This window comes from Pseudoalteromonas sp. S1608, from assembly GCF_005887265.1.
Classification (GTDB): domain Bacteria; phylum Pseudomonadota; class Gammaproteobacteria; order Enterobacterales; family Alteromonadaceae; genus Pseudoalteromonas; species Pseudoalteromonas undina.
Map to the genome: position 1 here is coordinate 40,256 of NZ_PNDK01000032.1, position 22,475 is coordinate 62,730.

Annotated in this window: 15 protein-coding genes; 6 read left to right on the forward strand and 9 right to left on the reverse strand. The window is 38.4% G+C overall.

What is annotated here, in order from left to right:
- Positions 1-2: 2 nt before the first annotated feature.
- Positions 3-833 carry an alpha/beta hydrolase family protein gene (locus CWB75_RS13485; protein ID WP_138570925.1) on the reverse strand — a complete coding sequence of 277 codons (831 nt, stop codon included), beginning with the start codon at positions 831-833 and terminating at the stop codon, positions 3-5.
- A 122-nt stretch (positions 834-955) separates the two neighbouring features.
- A complete protein-coding gene (locus CWB75_RS13490; RefSeq protein ID WP_138570926.1) occupies positions 956-2,257 on the reverse strand; it encodes a metal-dependent hydrolase family protein in 1,302 nt (433 codons plus the stop codon).
- A gap of 219 nt (positions 2,258-2,476) precedes the next feature.
- On the opposite strand from CWB75_RS13490, the gene CWB75_RS13495 reads away from it, so the two are divergent.
- Both CWB75_RS13495 and CWB75_RS13500 read left to right on the forward strand, forming a co-directional pair.
- The gene (locus CWB75_RS13495) at positions 2,477-4,168 is read left to right on the forward strand and encodes a GGDEF domain-containing protein (RefSeq protein ID WP_138570927.1); all 1,692 of its coding nucleotides are present in this window, start codon (positions 2,477-2,479) and stop codon (positions 4,166-4,168) included.
- Between the two features lie 148 nt (positions 4,169-4,316).
- Complete coding sequence (locus tag CWB75_RS13500) at positions 4,317-6,497, forward strand: GAF domain-containing hybrid sensor histidine kinase/response regulator (protein WP_138570928.1); 2,181 nt, start codon at positions 4,317-4,319, stop codon at positions 6,495-6,497.
- A gap of 66 nt (positions 6,498-6,563) precedes the next feature.
- Here the strand turns inward: CWB75_RS13500 and CWB75_RS13505 are convergent, their stop codons facing one another.
- Positions 6,564-9,725 (reverse strand): efflux RND transporter permease subunit, encoded by a 3,162-nt coding sequence (locus CWB75_RS13505; protein WP_138570929.1) that lies wholly within the window; start codon positions 9,723-9,725, stop codon positions 6,564-6,566.
- 22 nt (positions 9,726-9,747) lie between these two features.
- Entirely contained in the window at positions 9,748-10,860 is a 1,113-nt protein-coding gene (locus tag CWB75_RS13510) for an efflux RND transporter periplasmic adaptor subunit (protein ID WP_075170429.1), read from the reverse strand.
- Positions 10,861-11,035: 175 nt separating this feature from the next.
- Between CWB75_RS13510 and CWB75_RS13515 the strand changes: the two genes are divergently transcribed.
- Positions 11,036-11,344, forward strand: a complete 309-nt coding sequence (locus CWB75_RS13515) for a hypothetical protein (RefSeq protein WP_010390782.1) — start codon at positions 11,036-11,038, stop codon at positions 11,342-11,344.
- 23 nt (positions 11,345-11,367) lie between these two features.
- On the opposite strand, the gene CWB75_RS13520 is transcribed toward CWB75_RS13515, so the two are convergent.
- The 4 genes from CWB75_RS13520 to CWB75_RS13535 all read right to left on the reverse strand — a co-directional run bounded on the left by CWB75_RS13520 (position 11,368) and on the right by CWB75_RS13535 (position 15,926).
- Positions 11,368-11,961 carry an acyl carrier protein phosphodiesterase gene (locus CWB75_RS13520; protein ID WP_109875329.1) on the reverse strand — a complete coding sequence of 198 codons (594 nt, stop codon included), beginning with the start codon at positions 11,959-11,961 and terminating at the stop codon, positions 11,368-11,370.
- Between the two features lie 118 nt (positions 11,962-12,079).
- On the reverse strand, positions 12,080-12,574 hold the full coding sequence (locus CWB75_RS13525; protein ID WP_010390780.1) for a general stress protein: 495 nt from the start codon (positions 12,572-12,574) through the stop codon (positions 12,080-12,082).
- Between the two features lie 214 nt (positions 12,575-12,788).
- Positions 12,789-13,772, reverse strand: a complete 984-nt coding sequence (locus CWB75_RS13530; RefSeq protein ID WP_138570930.1) for a DNA topoisomerase IB — start codon at positions 13,770-13,772, stop codon at positions 12,789-12,791.
- An 87-nt stretch (positions 13,773-13,859) separates the two neighbouring features.
- Positions 13,860-15,926, reverse strand: coding sequence for a catalase (locus CWB75_RS13535; protein WP_010390778.1), 2,067 nt, complete (start codon positions 15,924-15,926; stop codon positions 13,860-13,862).
- Positions 15,927-16,798: 872 nt separating this feature from the next.
- On the opposite strand from CWB75_RS13535, the gene CWB75_RS13540 reads away from it, so the two are divergent.
- A complete protein-coding gene (locus tag CWB75_RS13540; RefSeq protein WP_138570931.1) occupies positions 16,799-17,179 on the forward strand; it encodes a hypothetical protein in 381 nt (126 codons plus the stop codon).
- 41 nt (positions 17,180-17,220) lie between these two features.
- On the opposite strand, the gene CWB75_RS13545 is transcribed toward CWB75_RS13540, so the two are convergent.
- A complete protein-coding gene (locus CWB75_RS13545) occupies positions 17,221-19,329 on the reverse strand; it encodes a TonB-dependent siderophore receptor (protein ID WP_138570932.1) in 2,109 nt (702 codons plus the stop codon).
- Positions 19,330-19,575: 246 nt separating this feature from the next.
- Between CWB75_RS13545 and CWB75_RS13550 the strand changes: the two genes are divergently transcribed.
- Entirely contained in the window at positions 19,576-20,313 is a 738-nt protein-coding gene (locus tag CWB75_RS13550; protein WP_138570933.1) for a DUF4198 domain-containing protein, read from the forward strand.
- A 361-nt stretch (positions 20,314-20,674) separates the two neighbouring features.
- A complete protein-coding gene (locus CWB75_RS13555) occupies positions 20,675-22,318 on the forward strand; it encodes a methyl-accepting chemotaxis protein (RefSeq protein WP_138570934.1) in 1,644 nt (547 codons plus the stop codon).
- Positions 22,319-22,475 lie beyond the last annotated feature (157 nt).

The following is a 22,475-nucleotide window of genomic DNA, read 5'->3' on the forward strand; positions in this document are numbered from 1 at the left end:
TATTACTTCTCATTCAAATTTTGTATTAGTGTCTTAAATGCCTCAGAACCTGGGTGGATCCAATCAAAATGCCCCACACCATCTAGCATAACCACAGGTCGTTTAAGCTGCTCTAAATTAAAAGCAGGCACGATGGTATCTTGATCACCTTGTAAAATAATACTCTGCGGATGAAGCGACTGCTCGCTCGGGTTCGCTTGCGTGTAAGCCTTGGGTTTATCAGTTGGCATACCTTGCATAAAATCCTTTGTCACTTTTTGACAGCTGTTATTACCGCGTGCATACGCTTTTATATCAGTAATAGGGGCTAAGCCAATAACCCCTTTGAGCTGATCAATTTCACCACCAGCAAGCAGAGCTAAATGCCCACCAGCGGAGTGTCCTACCGCAACCGAGTCAGCTAATTTAAACTCGCCATTATTATATTTACTTACCGCTAAAATTCCGGCTTTTACATCATTAAACGTTGTAGGCCAGCCACCACCGCTTGCGCCGCTTCTTCTATACTCTAAAGACCATACGTTAAAACCAGCTTGTGCAAGCCCCGTACTTAACGCGTAGGTATGTTTAATATCGTATGCACTTAGCCAACAACCACCATGAAGTAAAATAACTAACGGGTTTTGCGGCTGTATTTGTTTTGCGCGCCAAAATAATGCGAACTGCGATTCATTATCCCCATATGCTATTTTTTCATCCGCAGGGTTAAATCCCAATGAAGCCACACTTGCGTATGCCACATTATTATTTACATCAGGAAATTCAATTGTCTGCGCGTTGGCATTAACCAAAAAAGGACATACAACTAAAAATAAAACTATTAAGCTCTTCAAAATAAAAGACTTCCTTTTATAACCTTAAAAGCGGTATGACCAAAAAAACGCCAGCAGCCATTTATAAAAATTATAATACGACCTACCAGCGTTATTGCGTCATTATTAATAAAATAGGGTATTTATTGGTGTTTAAAAATCGTGCCTTCTTTCATTACAAAATCGACATCCATTAAAGCGCTAATATCGCTAAGTGGGCTGGTGTCCAAAGCAATAATATCAGCAAACTTACCAGGCTCTATGGTGCCCAAGCGCTGGCTCATATCAATTAAATCAGCAGCATTGACGGTTGCCGATTTTAAAATATCAGCAGGAGTCATACCTGCTTGATGCATTAATACCGCTTCTTTTGCGTTAATGCCGTGCTTAGATACGCCACTGTCGGTACCAAATGCAATGTTTACCCCGGCCTTATAAGCCTTAGTAAAATTGTTGAGCATATCGCCCCCTACCCTAATTGCTTTGCTTTTAATTGGCGCAGACATAAAGTCACTGTTTTTTGCTAACCCAACTACGGTGTGCCCAGCAAGCAAAGTAGGGACTAAATAAGCCCCTGTTTCTTTAAATAATTTAATGCCTTCATCATCGGTGTAACTACCGTGCTCTATGCTATCAACGCCCGCACGTAATGCTGCATTAATACCTTGAGCGGCATGCGCATGACTAGCTACTTTTCGCCCTAAACCATGCGCTGTATCAACTACAGCTTTAAGTTCATCGTCTTGCATTTGCTGCCCTGTACCGGTAGTGGTATCCGAAAGCACCCCACCAGTAGAAGCAACTTTAATTAAATCAGCCCCGTATTTAATTGCATAGCGAGTTTTTTTGCGGCACTCTATTGCACCATCACACACTGTGGGCGGTGTTTTCATCGTGAGTAAGTCTGGGCTCATACCATCAACATCTAAGTGCCCGCCGGTAATAGTAACGCCAGCACCAGCAATAATTCGAGGGCCACTTATCCATCCTTTGGCCACCCCATTTCTTAATGCATACATTTGCTCACTTTGACTGCCCACATCACGCACTGTAGTAAAGCCCGCCATAAGAGTTTTGTTAGCAAAATGTACACTGCGCATTGCTACATCTGCATCAGACATTTCCACCAACTCTTTTTTGTTATTTGGCCCAAGCTCACCTTGTAAATGCACATGCATATCCATAAGCCCTGGCATAACAAAGCGGGTCGATAAATCGATTAACTGAGCATCTTCGCCAAAACGAGTGATGGGTAAAAAGCCCGCTGATACCGAAACTATTTTGCCATTTTCTATTACTATAGTTTGTTTTTGTTGTGGTTTTTCTCCGGGAATAGCCAATAACTCTCCTGCATGAATTACTTTAGTATTTGCATGTGCACTAGTAGCACAGAGATTAGCAGCGAAAAAAAACGAGGTAACAACACTCAATCGAAATATGCTCATTAAACTCTCCAGTGATTCGTTCTGCGTTAACAACAACGAAATAACGTTAAAATATTGTTATACAACCAATACCTTATCAGGAAAGTGATAAAAACAAACCTGAAATACACTTTTAGTAAGAATTCTGACCACTATTAACACTGTCTTGAACTGAAAAAATAAAAGAAGGTGTCTATACTCAACCTTATTGTTGTAATACTTTTCATATGTAGGGAGCTTATGGATATTAAAGACATAAATATTGCGCTGCTAGAAAAGTGTAATTTTCTTTTAATGGTATTTGATAATAATAATCAGCTTAGTTATCTTTCTCCAAGGTGGTCAGAGCTAAATGTTGCAGCTAAAAAAGTACCCACCATTGAAAGCCTTTATGGCTGTTGTACTACTGAAAGCAAAGCTCTATTACAACAAATTCTCGCACTAAAATCGCAACATAATGAGTTAGACCAATTTGATATTGAACTAACATTAGCAACCGATTACTCCATTAAACTAAATTGTTGCTTACACAGTGTGCAGCAAAACCAACACCAACATATGGTTTTAGTTTTTAACCAGCACTTTGCCCAAGTGTCGTCTGTTATTAGCAATAACGAATTACAAACCATCATAGAAAATGCCGGCGAAGTTTTAAAGGTAGGCTATTGGCAACTCGACTGTAAAACTAACCAATTATTTTGGACCGATGAAATTTATACCATTCATGGTGTTTCACCGAGTAACTATTCCCCTCAACTAGATACTGCAATAAATTTTTATCATGAAGATGACAAATCCAAAATAACAGATGCGGTCGAGCAAGCTCTTGCATGCGGACAAGAATGGAGTTGTATAAAGCTTCGTGTTGTAGACGACGATCTACAAGAGCGCACTGTAATATCAAGCGGCAATGTATCGAGAGATTTAAACGGTGAAATCACGAAGCTATATGGCATTTTTCAAGACATATCAGGGAGTGAAAAAATAGCTCTGGAGCGGGACTTTTTAGTTACTGCACTCAAAGAAACCACAGTAGGAATGGTGATTGCCGATAAAGACAAGCGTGTTATTTGGGTAAATGGCTCATTTGAAAGAATTACAGGCTACCCACTGAATCAAGTAGAAGGTAAAAAGCTTGGCTCTATTTTACAAGGTGAAAAAACTGATGCCAACACAATAGAGCAACTCAAAATTCATCTTAAAAAAGGGCTCCCCATAACTACAAGAATTTTAAACTACACAAAAAGTGGCGACCCTTATTGGAATGAACTGGCCATATCACCCATTTTTAGAGATGGAAAAGTAGCTTATTATTTTGCTGTTCAAAACGACGTAACCAAAGAAATAAACATAGAACACAAACTGATCGCGCTTAATACCAGTTTAGAGCAGCGTATTCAGGCGCGTACTCAAGAGCTCTCTTCTCTTAATCAAGAGCTAGAAAAACAAGCCAATATAGACCCACTTACAGGCTGTTTAAATAGACGAACTTTATACAGAACACTCAGCGATGAGCTATTAAAAACGCAGAATAAAAATACCTATATTTCGTTATTAATGCTCGACATAGACCATTTTAAAGCAATAAATGATAACTATGGTCACGAAGCTGGCGATTTAAGCTTAAAAGAGCTTACCAATACATTACGCGCTTTAACCAGAAAGCAAGATTTTGTATTTCGCCTGGGCGGTGAAGAGTTTTTAATTATTATGCCCAACACAAACAAAGCAGAAGCCAAGCAAGCCGCTGAGCGAATAAAACACGCAGTAAATGAACATAAAGTTTACTATCGCAATTTTAATATTAGCTTTACGGTAAGTATTGGGCTACTTACTCATGATGGCTCTATCAGCTTACAAAACAGCTTAAAATATGTTGATGACTATTTATACGAGGCAAAAACGAAAGGCCGTAATAGAATTGTTGATTGAGCAGTTTTAAATCAATTAGCAAAAACTGTTAAGGTCATATAAGCTAACTACTTGAGCATAATAATTTAATTGCATTTTACGCTCGCGCATCCATTATTATTTTTATTCAATTACTCATTGTTAGGCATATCAAAAACAAGGTTACATAATGATAAAAGCGTCAACACCTGAAGATGAACTATCACGGCTAAAAGACCTATATGAGTATGACGTTTTAGACACTGAAGCTGAGAAATCCTTTGACGACTTAACCCTGCTTGCATCTGATATTTGTGAAACGCCAATCTCACTAATAAGTCTTGTTGCTCCCGACAGGCAATGGTTTAAATCAAAGCAAGGTATTGATGTAGACGAAACCGCACGGGATATCTCGTTTTGTTCTCACGCAATTTTAGAAAACCAAGTGTTCGAAGTTCAAAATGCACTTACTGATACCCGCTTTCACGATAATCCCTTGGTTACAAACGACCCAAATATTCGCTTTTATGCAGGTGCACCTCTTATAACTCCTAGAGGCAATGCTATTGGTACGTTATGTGTTATTAGCGATAAGCCAAAAAAGCTCTCAAGCAAACAGATAAATGCACTCACGGTTTTGAGCAAAGAAGTTATTGCGCAATTAGAGCTTAGACTTAATAATAAAAAGCTAGTGATGGCATTAGAAAAACAAAAAGCACACAATAAAGAACTAGAAAAGTTAAAAGAAGAAGCTGATACAGCCAACAACACAAAAAGTAAATTTTTAGCAAATATGACTCATGAGTTGAGAACCCCATTACATGGGATTTTAAATTTAGCTGAGTTTGCCATATCAGAAGGCACAACAGAGGAAAAAGATAACACCTTAAAAAGTATATTAAAGTCAGCACATTACTTATCAAATATTGTAAACGATATTTTAGACTTTTCTAAAATTGAGGCTGGTAAATTAGAGATTGAACATATCAACTTCAATCTTAATGACGTTATTAGCGATGTAATAAAACCCCAGTTACAGCAAGCGTCTGCTAAAGGTATAAAACTTATTAAGTCGGTAGATCCTAAAATAGCAGAGAATTTAAAAGGCGATCCTCTTCGGGTTTCGCAAATTTTAAATAACCTATGCTCAAATGCGATTAAATTTACCAAAACTGGCCAAGTCGAACTCAAAGTAAGTATTAAAAGCAGTACATTGCAAACACAATCACTCAAATTTGAAGTTATTGATACAGGCCTTGGCATTAATGAGACTGTTCAAGAACATTTATTTAAAGAGTTTCATCAGGCAGACTCATCAACTTCAAGAGAATATGGGGGTACAGGTTTAGGCTTATCAATTTGTGCTCGCTTAAGTGAATTAATGCAAGGGAAGCTTAGCTTTACCAGCAAAATAGGTAAGGGCTCCACATTTACCTATGAGCAAAGCTTTGAGCTTGCTTTATTACCATCAGTAGCAAAGCAGGGCTCTGATATAACAAACCTGAAAGGTTGTACTGTATTAATTGCCGAAGATAATAAAATAAATCAGCTTATTATCGTTAAAATGCTCAAAGCACATAATGCTAATTTAATTATCGCAGAGGATGGTAAAGAATGTGTTAAGTACTTCAAAGAGCACTCGGTAGACTTAATTTTCATGGATATACAAATGCCTGAAATGGATGGCATAAAAGCCACACAGGCTATTAGAGCACTCCCTGCAGGTAAAACAGTTCCAATTATAGCTATGACAGCAAATACCCTAAAACAAGACATTGAGCATTATTTAGGTATTGGTATGGATGGCTACTTAACTAAACCGTTTGATAAAGCTAAGCTCAATAGCTTACTCAATGTTTATAATCCTAAAAACCTCAACTTAAAAAACTTAGCAGTAAAAATTAGCGATCCTAATGTTTCTAGTAACAGGAAACTAAAGCAAATATGCAAAGAGTTAAAAGCGCTTATTCCCAATGCTAATCGAGTCAGTCTGTGGTTATTTAATAAAGATTACAGTGCATTAAATTGCTTAGCTTGCCTTGATGAAAATGATGTTGTTTCAAATGGAACTGTTCTATACACAGAAAACTCCCCTGCTTATTTCAACTATATTTTAACCAATCAAGTACTCGACGCCTCCGACGCCAGAAATAACGAAGTAACCAAGCCATTCTCTCACTCTTACTTTGAGCCGCTCAATATTTATTCTTTACTTGATTACATCTATATACTTGATAGCAAACCATTAGGTGTTATTTGTTGTGAAAGTGTAGGCTCAAAGGTAACTTGGAGCCATGCTGATAAAGAGTCGTTAATCAAAGTCGCAGACGTTACTAACTTGTTTTTATCTAAACAAATAAAGCATGAGTAAAACAGGCCTATTTAGAGGCTAAAATTGCCACTAAATAGGGATAAAACTTATTATCTGCCCTTCATATTAAGCCTGCTCTGACTCACGCTGGGTTTGATGTTTATCTGATTTAACTGGCTTTATTTTAAAGAAAAACGTATACACAACAGGAACAAATCCTAATGTTAAAATTGTTCCCATTGCAAGACCAAACGCAATAGTGCTTGCTTGACCATAAAACAAAACATCTTTAGATAAAATAAGTGGCATTAAGCCTATTATCGTTGTGCAAGTAGACATCAAAATAGGGCGTAAACGCCTTAAAGAAGCATTGATTACCGCCTCAAAGTTTTGTTGATTAGACTGCTCTGCGGTTTGTTGCTCTGAGTACTCTATCTGTTTACGTTCAATATTTATTCGGTCTATTAAAATCACCGCATTATTAATGATAATACCGGCAAGCGCATATAAACCTAAAATAACCATAAACCCAAAGTTTGCTTGCATAACCAACAAACCAAAAGCAGCACCAATAATAATTAGGGGTACGGTTAAAAATACAATACTGGTTGCACGGTAAGAGCGAAACTGCGCAATAATAATAAACACCATAATGGCAATACACAGCGGTAAATTAGCTAAAATAGCAGCTTGCGATTCCGCGGAGTCTCCAATCACCCCGTCGTATTCAATTTTATATCCAGGTGGTAATTTTTCTTTTATTTTAGCAAGCTTCTCTTCAAGTAAGGGCACCATACTTTGCGCCGACATAATTTGATTTTTAGCTTGTACCGTTACGGTACGAAATAAATTTTCACGCGCAATGCGGGCAAACTGCGTTTCATAGCGAATCTCGGCCACTTGCATTAAAGGAACACTGACGCCTCTAGCAGAAGAATAAATACTTACACTATTGATCCGATCTAAATCGTAACGCTCCCTGTCTTGTGCCCTTAATACAATAGGGAATATATCATCACCTTCACGAAACTCGGATATTATGCGTCCAGAAAAATAGGTTTCTAACGCTTGGGCAACATCATTTGAGCTAATTCCGGCACGACGAGCATTTTGCTGATTAACCTCAAGTTTAAGTGTCGTAATGCGGTTTTCCCAATCGCTTTTAATATCAAACGTGCCATCTACATTTCGCAACAAAGTTTTAATTTCATCGCTAACAGAATAAATATAATCACTATCAGGACCTTTAACTTGAATCTCTATTAGTGAAGAATCAGATGGCCCTAAGAACATTTTCGTAACACGCCCCATCACACCAGGGAAATCTTGAGCAAACATCTCTCGCACTCTCTTTAATGTAGGATCGGCGAACTTTCGTTCACCTACATCAATCATAAAAAATGCTTTTGAAGGTTCGGGGTCGATAGGTGTAAGTGATAAAACAAACCGAGGACCACCAAATCCAGCATAGGCCGCATATTTTTCAATATGTGGAAAGTGTTCTTTATCATCCAAGTTTTTTGAAATAGCCTGCACCGTTGCGTCAGTTTTACGCATTGAAGTACCCGCTGGCATATCAAGGTACACTAAAATTTGTGCTCGATCAGAATCTGGAAAAAACTTTGCAGGCACTAGACTCATAGCCCAGCCCCCTGCCAAAAATAGTCCTAAAATAACAACAACAAACGCAATACGCGCACGCATAATTTGTCGTAATGCTTTTTCGTAAACCGGGGTGAGGCTATCAAAAAAGCGATTAATTTTACGTCGAACAATATTTTGCTTTTGCCTCGTTTCTTTTTTAACAAAGCGATGACATAAATAAGTAGTAAATGTCAGGCTTAGCGCCCAAGAAGTAAGTAATGCAATTAGCACCACCAAGGAGATCGAGCGCGTATATTCACCGGCACTACTTTGTGCCAACATAAGAGGTAAAAACACAAGAATAGTTGTTAATGATGAAGTTAAAGACGGTATCGCAAGAGTGCCGGAGGTATTACGTACAGCTGTATCACGCGTTTCGCCATCTTCGATACGCTTTTTAAAATCTTCAGCCATTATTATGCCATCATCAACCAAAAGACCAAGCGCAATAATTAAAGTAGCTAGCGACATACGCTCTAATGGAATACCCATAAAGTTCATAACTGAAAGCGTAATTAAAATCGCTGCTGGCACAATCGAACCCACAATCAGACCAGTGCGTAAGCCTAAAAACATCACTACCACAATTGATACTATAACGATGGTTTGCAAAACACTAAAAGTCACACCAAATACTGCATCTTCAACCACATCGGCTTGGCGCGTAATATTTTTTAATTGATAGCCTGCAGGAATAGTTTGGTTAATTTGAGCTGTCATCGCTTCTATTTTAGGAGTGAACTTAAGCACATCCGCTTGTTCATCCTTAGATATGGCAAAAATAATGGCTTGGCGATTATTGTAATAACTTGTTCTTGATGGGGGATCGACCACTTTACGGCTTATTTTAGCAATATCACGCAGCAATATTGTTTCAGGCTGGTTAGGCACACTGATAAGTGTATTTCTAATATCGGCAAGGTTTTGGTAATTTCCTGAAGGTTGAATAATAAAGTTTTTGCCATTGGCGTCAATAACCCCACTAGGGCGTATAATATTTTGGTTTTTTAAAGCACCAATTAATTGTTCAGGTGCAATACCCAGTTGAGCGAGCTTAGCATTTTCAATTTCAATAAAAATACGCTCTTGTTGAATGCCCAAAATATCAATTTTTTTAGTGCCCTCAACTTGATGCAGCATATCAGCAATGTGTTGCGCCACATCTTGGCGATCGCCCATACTGTAGGCAGGATCAGCAATAAGTGCCACTGTTAATACGGCAACATCACCAAAATCATCGTTTACTACATAAGGCAATGTCCCATTGGGTAAGTCATCACGCACTGCGTTTATTTGATCGCGCAGTTTATCCCATTGTTGATCAAACTCACTTTGCTCAACACTTTGCTTAAGCTCAGCGTGAATAATAGAACGACCAGGAATAGATACTGAGCGAATTTCGACAATACTGGGCATTTCACGAATAGCTTCTTCGAGTGTTTTAGTGATCAACAACTCTACTTTTTTTGCGCTCATCCCCGGATAAGCTGTTGTGACAACAGCTTCACGAATTTTTATTTTAGGATCTTCTTGCTTTGGTAGTTGATAATAACTAAAGGCGCCAAATAACATAAGGCCAAAAACTATGGCTAACATAAAGCGATTATGATCAAGAGCAAGCTCTGAAATAGTAGGGATCTTCATTGTTTTAAATCTCCGTCACGGGTTATGGGTTAAGTCGCTTAATTTCGCCTTCGATAAGCGTTACTTTTTGCCCATCGTGTAAAAAAGCCATTCCCGCGTTAACAATTTGTTCCCCCTCTTTTAAATCTCCTTTAATTTGCGCTTTTTGCGCAAAAAATTTCATTACATCCACTGTTGTTTTTTGTAAAACGTAGCCAGCTTGTTGTGAGTCAGCTTGCGCTGTTGTTATCAGTTTAAAAACAAAGTGTTGGTTATTTTCTTTTGCCATGATTGCACTTACAGGCACCATAAAACCATGGCTTTCTCCCTGCTGTTGTTTAAATTGCACTTCTGCACTCATACCCGTTCTGATACCTGCGATATCATTAGCTGAGATTTTTAAAATAATAGGAAAAGCATTCGCTCCTTGAGCAGCTGAGCCAATTTCTTTAATTTTAGCATTCAACGATTTATCTAAAGCTGAAATAGTTACCTTTGCCGGTTTATCAATAGTTAACGAGGAGAGAAGCCCTTCAGGCGCAAGCGCTGAGACTTCAAAACTTTCTTTACCTTGGATTAAAAGTGCCGAGATATTAGGGCTAACTTGTTGTGAAGGTTCAATATTACGTTTTGAGATAGTCCCAGCATAGGGCGCAATCAATGTAGTATCTTTTAACTTTTCTTTTGCCATCGCTAATCGCACTTGAGCAATATCGACTTTATCCTTGGCGCTCTCATATTGAGACTTTGCAGCATCGTATTGCGCGCCAGACACCGCACCATCATCAACCAGTGACGCTTTACGTTCAAAATCCTGCTTAACATTTAGCATCGTAGCCTTTGCATTAGAGACCTGCCCTTTGGCCTCTTGCACTGCCAATAAATACTTTGTTTGTTCTAGTTTGGCGAGGGGCTCACCTTTATCAAAAGCTTCACCAATATCAAAAAAAACGTCTTCAACCTTTCCGCTAACCTCAAATGTTAAGGTCGTTGTATCTGCAGGTTGAATAACACCTGACAAAATACGACTATCAAACGAGTTAGTTTTTTTTAACTCAATGGCAGAAACAGGTTTTAATTTTTGCTCAGGAACTTGCTCTTCAGAGCACCCTGACAGCATAAAAATAATAACTAAAAAAACAACTATATGATTCATAATTTCCCTTGATAAATAGTGTATTCAAACCGATTGAACTACTAAACTAACCACAATCAGTCTTCACTATGAGCCATCTAATTTAAAGTATGGCTAACATTGTTATCACCCTGAAAGCTTGGGTATAATGTATTATTCTGGCTGTATTCTTAGCCTCTAAATTGGATCTTCTCCCATGAAAAAACTATCTGCTGTGCAAGTTAAACAACAAGCACTCGTCCTCAATGTTGCTGACAAAATAGAAGAGCAAGGCCGTGCTGAAATTCCAGGTATGCTGCAGTGCTGGTTTGATGTGGAATATCATTTATTTCCAGGCTCTTTACTAATGTGTTTTCAGTTTGAAAACCAACAGGCACTAACTGCGGCAGAGCCTGAGTTATTAAAATGGCAAAAGCGCTTAAGCGGTGCCATGCTTAAAAAAGGCGTAATTTTAAAAGATATGCGTAAACATTTAGTATTTACCTTAAAAGGACCAGACGACTAAACCACTTATTTTGTAAGCGCACTCTACTTTAGTGCGCTCTCCAAATTAAACTCATTAACGTGTTCAATTAGCTCAGGGAAAAACGCTAAAAACAGTCCATCTAGCTCACTATAATGTCGGGTTATATCTTCAGCGGTGCCTGCAAAATTATTAGTAAAGCGAACCCGTTTAGCAATATTATCAAGCGCCCGCCCAACCCCATCAACGCTTTCATACTCTTTAAACCAATCGTTTTGTGTCATACTGGTTACTACACGTTGCATTCGTGTAGGCATTACAGGTATACGCTTATCCAAAAGCGCATAACTGGTTTGCTTAAAATCAATCAGTGATTGGTTATTAAACTGCTGCCAATGCTGAATCAGAAAATGATCAAACACCACATCAACAGCCACGCCTGCAAAGCGCCTGCGCTTGGGTGAAAAAAGCTGTTTAGCTTCTTTAACTAAAGGGTGTGCATCAGTAAATTTATCCACTAAATAATGGTTATCTAGCGCACTTTTAACACTTGTCGGTATGTATGTTAGCTGTCGTTGACCACCAAAATCTCCCAGTAAGTTGCCAAAATGAGAATCAGCCGTAGGCTTTGCTAAATAAAGGTGAGCTAAATAATTCATTGGTTTCCATATAGATTAATATACTAAGCTCAGATAGTTTTAAAAATCAAACGCGTAAAAAGATGGAACGCAGTTCCACCTTTAAACTTTTTAGATACTTATAGTGCATCCTGAAATATTACGCTTTTGAAACCTTGCTTGCACCAGCATTATCAAGAATTTCTTCAATACTATTTTTGTTATCGCTGTTATATTTAACACCGACGAGTATTGAACCCTTCTCAATTGCGTCTTCATAATACTTAATTTCATGTTCTGGAATAAATGCGCCGATTGCTGCACCTAGAGTCCCACCAACGGCAGCACCGGCGCCACCAGCTGCAAGTGCTGAAACCAAAGGACCTGCGACTAATAAGCCTGCACCACCCGAAGCGACTGCACCAACAGCGGTAAAACCACCAATAATTGCCGCTAACACGCCACCAGATGCAGCGCCCAGCAAACCGCCCTCTGAAGCTTTGGTACCTTCATCTACAGCAAAGTCTTCCTTTGTATACGAGTCGTTAGCAACAATGCTTATATCCGCCTCACTTACACCTAAAGCTTCTAATCTATAAATGGCTAATGTTGCTTGTGATGCATTATCGAATAACCCAGTAATAACAGTACTCATAATAACTCCTTTATTTGTTTAAGAAAGTACGCTTAGTAATTAGCAACATTCAAACCAAAGTTTTAATCCTTTAAAATCAGAAAGATAAATAAAAAAAGCAAAGTAGAACTCTACGTTTTAAAGTAAAAGTTGCTAGAAGTTGTAAAAAGTTCACACACATAGGTATAACTCAAGCGATTGAAATATGAGTAGAATTACAAAGAGATTAACGTTATTAGCTTTGTTCTTCTAAAAATATCAACAACCCACGCTCATAGCGACTTAGATACTTAGTCTTACGGGGTAGTTTGTCTAAGTTATTAAAGTCCTTTAGAGCTTCTTTACCTCCTTTACACAGCTCAATCAACTTTGGATGAATATATGAATTACGAGCTATTGCTGGGGTATTCCCTAAATTACTTGAAACGCTATCTAACATATCTTTAAGCGAAAGCTGGCCGTTTGATTTATATAAGACTTCAAATGCCAAAACACTGGCCCGCCATGTTCTAAAATGTTTTGCACTAAACTGCTCACCCATAACACTTTGAATAAACTCATTCACTTCTTTGGAGGTAACATCACAACACTCGCCTTCATCGATATATTGGAATAAGCTCTGCCCAGGCAAATCTTGCAACTGCTGTATGATAGAGCTAAGCACTTTATCTGTTATATTCACTTCTCTTTGCTTACCGGATTTTGCTTTATACTTTAAGCGAATATTTTTACCCGTTAGTTTTGCATGCCGGCTACGTAATGTCGTAGCACCAAAACTATTGTTATGTTTGGCATTTTTTTTAGAACCAACGCGCAGAGCTCCAAGGTCCATTAAACGTACAACGGCTGCAATTGTGCGCTGGCAATCAAGTTCATTACCTCGCAAATATTCCGATAGTTTTGCTCTTAACAAAGGCAGTTTATTTCCAAATAAAACACATGCTTCAAACTTTTTAAGCTCTTGCTGCTCCCTAAACTCGGGATGATAAAAGTATTGCTTGCGGTCTTTGTTGTCGTAGCCAGTAGCTAAAATATGCCCATTTTCTTCTGGGCATAACCATACATCTTTGTATGCGGGGGGAAAAGCGAGACTGTCTAACCGCTCTATTTCATCTTTATCATGTATTTTCTTTCCTGCAGGATCATAATAAACCCATTGGTTTTCATGCCTCTTTCGAGTAATACCCGGCAAGTTATCATCGACATAAATTAGTTTCATTTTATTCCTTTAAATTTTTGTAATCCTCAAATCAAACGGTGCCATCAATAACAAGGGCTAGTTCTCACTAGCCCCAATTTATGCGATTTATCGGCTCCAATACCTAAGATTACGAATTTTTGAGACAAACTCACTTGCGGAAATTTTATTTAAATCCAACCAGCCATCATCAAGCTGTCCATTTAAACCCGTAGCCTCGATTAAAGGAGTTGCTTTATCACTAAAGCCGATATACTTCATATGTGCATAAGCATCACTGACAAAATCTTTCGCCTCCGGTATTTCAGCAAACTTTTTAGCGCCTTCATTAGTGGTAAGCAGAACTATTGCGTCGTAAAGCACCGAAGGACCGCCATTAATCACTTGATCGGCCTCAACAACCTCGCCATTACTGTTTTTAGCTCCACCAACTTGAGCCGCAATAACTTCATGACTTGCACCTTCCTCTTTAAGGCTTTGTGTTAATAAATTAAAGGTTTCAGCGTCAAAACCATCACTTACTAATATACCAAGCTTCCTGCCTTTAAATGTATTTGGCGCATTTTTTAAAATACTTAGCGCATCAGATACTGGTAAATCTTGACGGGTATCAAGCGCAGCTTCTGCGGCATCTGGCATAGTTTGTAAACCTAAACCCAATGCAACTTGCTCAGCAAGCTTGTTATCAATGTTTAACAGATGAGAAACCACGCGTTCTCTGATACGTAAATGCTCTACTTTAGATAACTCAAAAATCAAAGCATCTTGAATATGCGTTTGCTCAATGTCAGTTTGACTTAAATAGAATTGGCGCGCTTGGCTATAGTGATCACTAAATGTTTCTGAGCGATAGCGTAATTTACCCCCGTCAGTTTCAGATTCTGAGCTTTTGAATCCGTGTACAGGGCACTCTCGCGGGTTGTTTTCACCCCCGCTGAATGAATTAGGTTCGTAATTAACCCGGCCTTTGGGGTTCTGCATTGCCATGTGGCCATCTTGAAGAAAATGTCTCATCGGGCATTTTGGTGCATTAATAGGAATTTGTGTGAAATTAGGCCCACCTAACCGCTTGGTTTGTGTATCTAGGTAAGAAAAATTACGGCCTTGCAATAAAGGATCGGGAGTAAAATCAAGCCCAGGCACTATATTTTGAGTACAAAATGCAACCTGTTCGGTTTCTGCGAAGAAGTTGTCTACGACTCGATTGAGTACCATTTTACCAATAACTTTAACTGGTACTTGCTCTTCGGGTATCAGTTTAGTGGCATCAAAAACATCGAACTCGAACTCTTCAGCAAATTTTTGATCAAATACTTGAATGCCCAGCTCCCATTCCGGATAGTCACCATTATTAATTGATTCCCACATATCACGACGATGAAAATCAGGATCAGCGCCATTTAATTTCAATGCCTCATTCCAAACCACTGACTGCATACCGCCTTTAGGTTTCCAGTGGAACTTAACAAATTTTTCTTCACCTTGTGCATTAATAAACTTAAAAGTATGAACGCCAAACCCTTCCATAAACCTTAATGAGCGCGGGATAGCTCTATCTGACATTGCCCACATAACCATGTGCATGGATTCTGGCGACAAACTTACAAAATCCCAAAAATTATCGTGGGCTGTTTGCGCTTGTGGAAAACCACGATCTGGTTCTGCTTTTGCGCTATGTATAAGGTCGGGAAACTTCATCGCGTCTTGAATGAAAAAAACTGGGATATTATTGCCTACCAGATCCCAATTACCTTCCTGCGTATAAAACTTAACGGCAAAACCTCGCACATCACGTGCTAAATCAGGCGAGCCCTGATTACCCGCCACTGTTGAAAAGCGTGCAAAAACAGGTGTTTTTTCACCTTTACGTTGAAAAATATCAGCAGAAGTCAAATCATCTAAAGCATCATACGTTTCAAAGTAACCATGTGCACCATACCCTCTTGCGTGAACAACTCGCTCAGGAATTCGCTCGTGATCAAAGTGAAACAACTTTTCTCGTAACACATGATCTTCCAATAGTCCTGGTCCGCGTTGACCTGCTTTTAATGAATTTTGATTGTCACTGATAGGGCAACCTTGTGCGGTTGTCATTACGGGATGGTCTTTATTAGCTTTTTGATGAAGCTCTCCTGCATGTCCTTTATTATTTGCATACTTAAATGACTCTGCCATAACTTTTCTTCCTTAAATAATTTTTTGATTGCTATATTTTTATAGGGTTAAAAAACAATAACCAAGCAAAATAAAGACCACCTATAAATAGCTTTAAAATCAATAAGTAAGAAAGAAATGAAAATATTTCACCAATACAAACTATAAAAATTACACAACAAATGTAAGCTTTCCTCAGAGCATCATTTTATTAAATTACTAAGCAATCAGCTTGTTCTGATTTTCATTATTACTGTATTTTTACAATGATAGATTTAGTGAGAACTTTGTCTGTATTGAGGGTTAAGAAAGGTTTGAACGCAAGATGCTACTCAGCTTTTTTCTTGTTTAAAATAGTGTTCTGCTTTTGCACATGTAAGTTTAGATAATGAAAATTTACTCCCTTTATCTGGGCATAGTTTCTTTAAAAGGCTTACTGCATAACGCCCACAGCTTAATAAAGTATACAACTCATATTTCTCAGTAACACCTAGCGCAGATTGATAACTCAACAGATAAAACACCTTAAGCAATAACATCTGTCTCTGCGGATGAGTGATAGATTTGACCTAGTAAATTATTAGATATGACAATATAAAAGATTTTTAAAAAATGATAAAAACATCTTTATTCCTTTAAAAACCTATTTAATAATTATTTAGTCAATTACCTAACTCAGTTATTGGCTGCCTTAATATTAAAATATTGATGCTAATACACTTCAAAACTATCTAACCAATTACAATTGTATTTTGATAATTCAGTAAAGAGTCAGGCCAACTTTGTTATCACTGTTGCTGCATTTTTTCGGTGCTGCTTGAGTCGTAAAACGCCTTGCTTAGCCTTTAATACTAAATGCTATTTTCTATTGCAACCAAGGCTACTCACGCATTATGACAACGACTTTTTTAAGTAAGCCACAGCAAGTCGCGCTGCAACAAGCACTGTTTAGCAGTAAGCTGTTAAACAGTGAGATAGTAACAAGTGATAACCCACCATCACAAAAGCAACAAGCCTATGGGCGTATAGCTGTAATGCTCTATCGCTTTAATTTACAAAAAATCAAATGGCCCTCTTTTTTAAAAACAGCTATAAACACTGCAAGCAATGAGTGCTCGTGGTTAACCCGTGAAATTATCAGATGCCAGCAAAGCTACAAAGCTCAACCTAATGACGCCTTAATAATTGAACAGAATGCATTTTTTAGTGGTATTTTTAGCGAAGAACTCGCCTACATTGACACTTTACTTGGAACAGAAGCACAGCCTGAGTAAAGTGATGGGGCAAGCATCTTTAAGCCTGCCCCAAGGGTAAGTTAAAAGTTATATTTTAAGCTCAGTTTATAATTGACTGGCTCACCTGGTTGAGTCCAAATTGCAGAGTAAGAATTTGAGTAATATTCTTTATCCAGCACGTTATTAATGTTCAGTTGTACAATCACATCTTCATTAACGTTGTAAGTTGCGAACAGGTTCACCAGTGTATACGAAGGTAAGTAGTACGTAGGGTCTATGGTTTCACCTAAGCGTTCCCCCTCATACTGAACAGCTATACCAACGCTTGCATTTAAATCGATTAAATCATTCAATTCTCTTTTAATACGTGCATTTGCACTGTGTTTAGGAATATTAAGTAAAGGGCTACCTTTTGGTAATTTTACCCACCAATCTGTATTAACCGTGTCGTTTGCTGTTTTTGCATCGGTGTAGGTATAGGCCAAATCAAATGAGGTGCGCTCTGTAATATAACCGTGTAAATCAAACTCAACGCCTTCGCTAGTTACCTCGCCTAACGCCGTCGACACGCCTGCTTGCAAATCTGTAGTCAACATATTGCTTTTTTCGGCGCTAAATACAGTAAAGCTACCATTTAGGGTATCGGTGCTAAATTTAACACCCGCCTCAATAGAGGTTGTTGATTCTGGCTCAAATGCATCACCATTTATATCGTAACCACTGTTTGGCCTAAAACCTTCAGAGTAACTGCTGTAATACTGTATATCGTCTGAGTAAGCATACACTAAGCCTACTCGTGGGCTAAATGTACTCTGATTGCTTTTAGACTGACTTTGATTAATATGATTATCTATTTGCTGATCAAACCAATCATAACGACCGCCTACTTGTACTTTCCACTGCTCAGTGACGTCGATTTGATCTTGAATATAAATCCCGTAGCTGTGCTGCACTTCAGTGCTGTTAAATAAAAGTGAGCCTTCGGGTGCTGTTTGCCCATATACGGGGTTATACATATTAATGGCATAGCGCGTATCCTCAAGCGTAGGGCGATATCTATACCAAAGTTTATCAAAATCAAACTTGCTGGCATCGGCACCTATTAATAAATGATGGGTAAACCCAGCAGCAGTAACGCTGCCACTTAGCTCAGTGCGGGCTGAAATATTTTTAGTTTGAAAATCACGCTCGTTATGTTGCCGACTTAAAGTTTCGCCATCAGTAAAATAAACCTGCCTGCTAGGGGCGAGTTCAGCATCACTCGATTCGCTTATAAATTTAGAATCGCTATAGCTAAGCCCATTTAAAAGTGACCATTGCCCTATTTGATGCTCAAAAGTCAGTTGATGAGAAATCGCATCAACCTCTGTTGGTTTATCGCTTGGCTCACCTAAAAACGTTTCAATAGGTAATGCGTCTATCTTCCCGTCTAGGGCAACAATGCCACGGTCAAACGTCACACTCTGATCAACATACTCTAGTTCATAATTTAATTTTGTTGTGTCGGATATTAACCAAAGAATTGAAGGTGTGATCACCGTTTTTTTATTTTCGTGGTAGTCTCTAAAACCCTCACCGTCTTCAATTGCACCATTTACTCTAAAAGCGAGTTCATTGGTAATAGCATTAGTGTAGTCACCTTCAGCGCGATAACTCTGCCAGCTCCCTGCAGATACTTTCAAAGAGCCTTGTTCTTCAAACTGTGGCTTTTTAGTGATGATATTAATAGTACCGCCAGGCTCAGAGCGACCATAAAGAGCAGAGCCAGGCCCTTTCATCACTTCTACATAATCAATATTACTGGTATCGCGGGTACCGCTAAAACTTCGACCCGATGAAAAACCATTAATTAAAAAGCCTGAAGGAATATTCTCATCGCCTACTAAGCCACGTATTGCAAAGCTTTCCCACAATCCACCAAAATCATTTTGTTCAGAAATACTCGGCGTTAAATCAAATATATCGGTGAGTGTAGTCACTCCTGCGTCATCGAGGTTTTCTGCTGATATAAACTCAATACTTTGTGGTTGTTCGCTTAAGGGCACATCGCCACGAAAAGCTTGTCTAACACCCGTAACCGCTATTTTCTCTATGTTAGCTGACGCTGAAGCTGCGTATACAGAAGGCGCTAAAATGGTACTTATAGCAATTGATATGGCAGATATTTGGTATCGATTTATTAAGTTCATTCTATCTCTTAGATATCACGCAAGCTTAATCGGTTAAGTTTTTACTAAAATTTTTTTAGTAAAGCCGATTAAATAAACATGAAATACAAATGGTAATTATTGTTATTTGCAATAATATACAAATAGAATAAAAAGAGCTACCCTACAGCAACAAATTTTACAAAGTTATTAGAGGCTGTTTTTTCTTTTTGAATTAAACGTATTCAACATCGAAAAATAAATACCTCCTAAAATTTAGAGAAAAAAATGAAAATATTACCTTTCGCCTGCATGGCATTAGTCACATCAATATCAAGCACATACAGCGAACAAACACAGGCTCATGCAATATGGTTTGCAGAGCGCTCATCACAGTTGGCCTTTATATATGGCGAAGGCGCACAAGATTTAGATACCGTAAAACGACAAAATAAAATTAAAAGCATTACTGGCTATAACAAAAACTGGCAACAACAAAACGTAAAGCTAGTTGAGTCAGGGCCTATGATGCTGCTAAATGATAAAACCGTTTATGCGGTTACTGGCATGCTCGATAATGGGTTGTGGAGTAAAACAAAGGAAGGTGAATGGTTTGCTAAAGGTCGAGATGCAATCCCCAATGCACTATTAAGCGAACATACTAAAAAGTACGCAGTACATTTACGTGGCCCGCTTGCCCAAGTACCTGCGCTTAAAAATCAGCAATTGCAAATTCTTCCTGTAGGCGAAGAATTTTCAGATCAAAAAGGAGCTATGGTTAGTTACCGCATAACTTTCAATAGTAAAGCTGTTCAAGGTGCTAAAGTAATCAATGATTTAGTAAACGATCCAGATCAAGAAGCAATAGTTAGTAATGATGACGGCTTGGTAACATTGCCATTGCGTAACCAAGGCTTAAACGTAATAGCCGCGATCTACGACGAAAAAAGCACGAATTTAAATGTATTTGATAAAACCGAGCATTTAGCCACACTCTCATTTGTTTTACCCCATGCCGCAGAGTAAACAGTCAGCTCAATTCCTTACTCGCTGGCTGACTTTTCATTCTCAATTATCACTGTTTAGCCCTAAGCGGTGATAATTTAAAAAGTAGCCTTAAAAACCTAACTATTTAATAAAAAAAAGAAAAAAAACCCAAAACATCACACTTTTATTTATAAAATATTAATCATTAAAGTCGGGGAATTATAATAAATAAAGTTCATAACTCCCTCGTCTATCAAAAATAACACAATTAACCTGATTAAAAACCAACCTTTATTTATTAAATTTTTGTTCTACAGTTTATTAATTAGTGGTGCTACAACGAACCTGTTATTTTTCAAAGATACAAGTCGATAAATGGACTGCCAAAAGGAATTTAAAAATGATCTCAAATTTAAATCAGATTGGTTTCACTTCAATTAAAGCAAAATTATTAGCGAGTTTTAGTCTAATAATCATCATGCTAATTGTTACTGCTGGGATTGGTATATATAACCTTTCCAAAATGAATGATCAGATGAGTAAAATAATTAATGTTTCAGCTGAAAAAGTAAAACTGGCAGCTAGAGTCAATCAAGGCGCTTTAGCTGTATCTCGAGCTGAAAAAAATATAATTTTGGCAGACTCAAAAGCAGCCATGGATGAATACGCCGACTTCATAGCTCAAACGCGAGATGAAATGCTAGAGCGACGTGCAACTCTTCGCAATTTAGTCAATGACAACGGCAAACGTTTACTCGATGAATTTGCCGCGACATGGGATGAATATATTGAGGTAAATCTTCAAATTCGTGATCTAGCAAGAGCTGATTTAAACGACAAAGCAATAGTCTTATCTAAAAATGAAGGCAGGAGGCTAAACGATTTAGCCATTTCTCAAATGGCTAATTTAGTAAATGCAATCGAACAAGATATGGCAAATGACGAGTTAGAAGCTCAAGCACGGCACTCCTCTGCATATAGCTTAATGCTTGTCATTACCCTTACAGGCTTAATCGCAGGTATTGTTATTGCCATTTTTATCTCTTCGAGAATTACCGGCGCACTTAATCGCCTTTCACGTAGAATGAACGATATTGCCGATGGCGAAGGTGATTTAACCGTAACAGTCGACGATTCATCAAAAGATGAAACCGGCGACGTTGCCCGCGCATTTAATAAATTTGTTGCTAAAATTCGCACCACAATAACCTCAGTGGCATCTGAAACCACTCAGGTTGCATCAACTTCCGAAGAGCTTTCAATAGTTAGTAACACCACAAGTGCAGCAGTTAAAAAGCTGCATGATGAAACGCAACAAGTTGCCACCGCGATGACGCAAATGAATGCAACAATTCAAGACGTTGCAAATAGCGCAGAAAATGCAGCCAGTTCAGCAAGTGATTCAAATAATAATGCTAAAGCCGGTGAAAGCATGGTGAACGAAACAGTTCACGCGGTTGATAACCTTACTAAAGAAATTAATCAATCCGCCTCTGCAATTGAAAAGCTACAAGCCGACAGCGAAAATATAAGTACCATATTAGATGTTATTAAAGGCGTATCTGAACAAACAAACTTATTGGCATTAAATGCCGCCATTGAAGCCGCAAGAGCGGGTGAGCAAGGCCGAGGTTTTGCAGTAGTTGCTGATGAAGTAAGAACCTTAGCACAACGAACTAAAGAGTCGGCCACCAACATAGAACAAATGATCGATAAGTTTCAATCCGGAATATTAACCGCCATTGAGGTAATGACCAAAAGCCAACAACAAACAGACTTAGTTGTTGAAAAAGTGAGTAAAACAGGTGAAACCCTGCGAACAATCAATGACTACAGCAGCGCAATTAATGATATGAACGCGCAAATAGCCTCAGCCGCTGAACAACAGGCCGTGGTTGCAGATGAGATCAGCCGCAACGTTGTTAATATTAAACAAGTGACAGAGCAATCATCAGCTGCAACTGAGCAAACATCAACAGCAAGTAACGAAATGGCAATACTAGGCAATAACTTATTAAAATTGGTACAACAGTTTAAAGTGTAAGTACTGGGCTTCTCATGCTTTCAAGCTGAGTAGTGTTCGAAAGCAAATTTAGCAGTACAAAGCACTAAAAGCATAGGTAATAAAAGGAGCTCAAATTGCAGGCATGAATGACTAGTGGTCACCTGCAAACGAGCCCTTTTGGCTGCTGCCGGTGAGG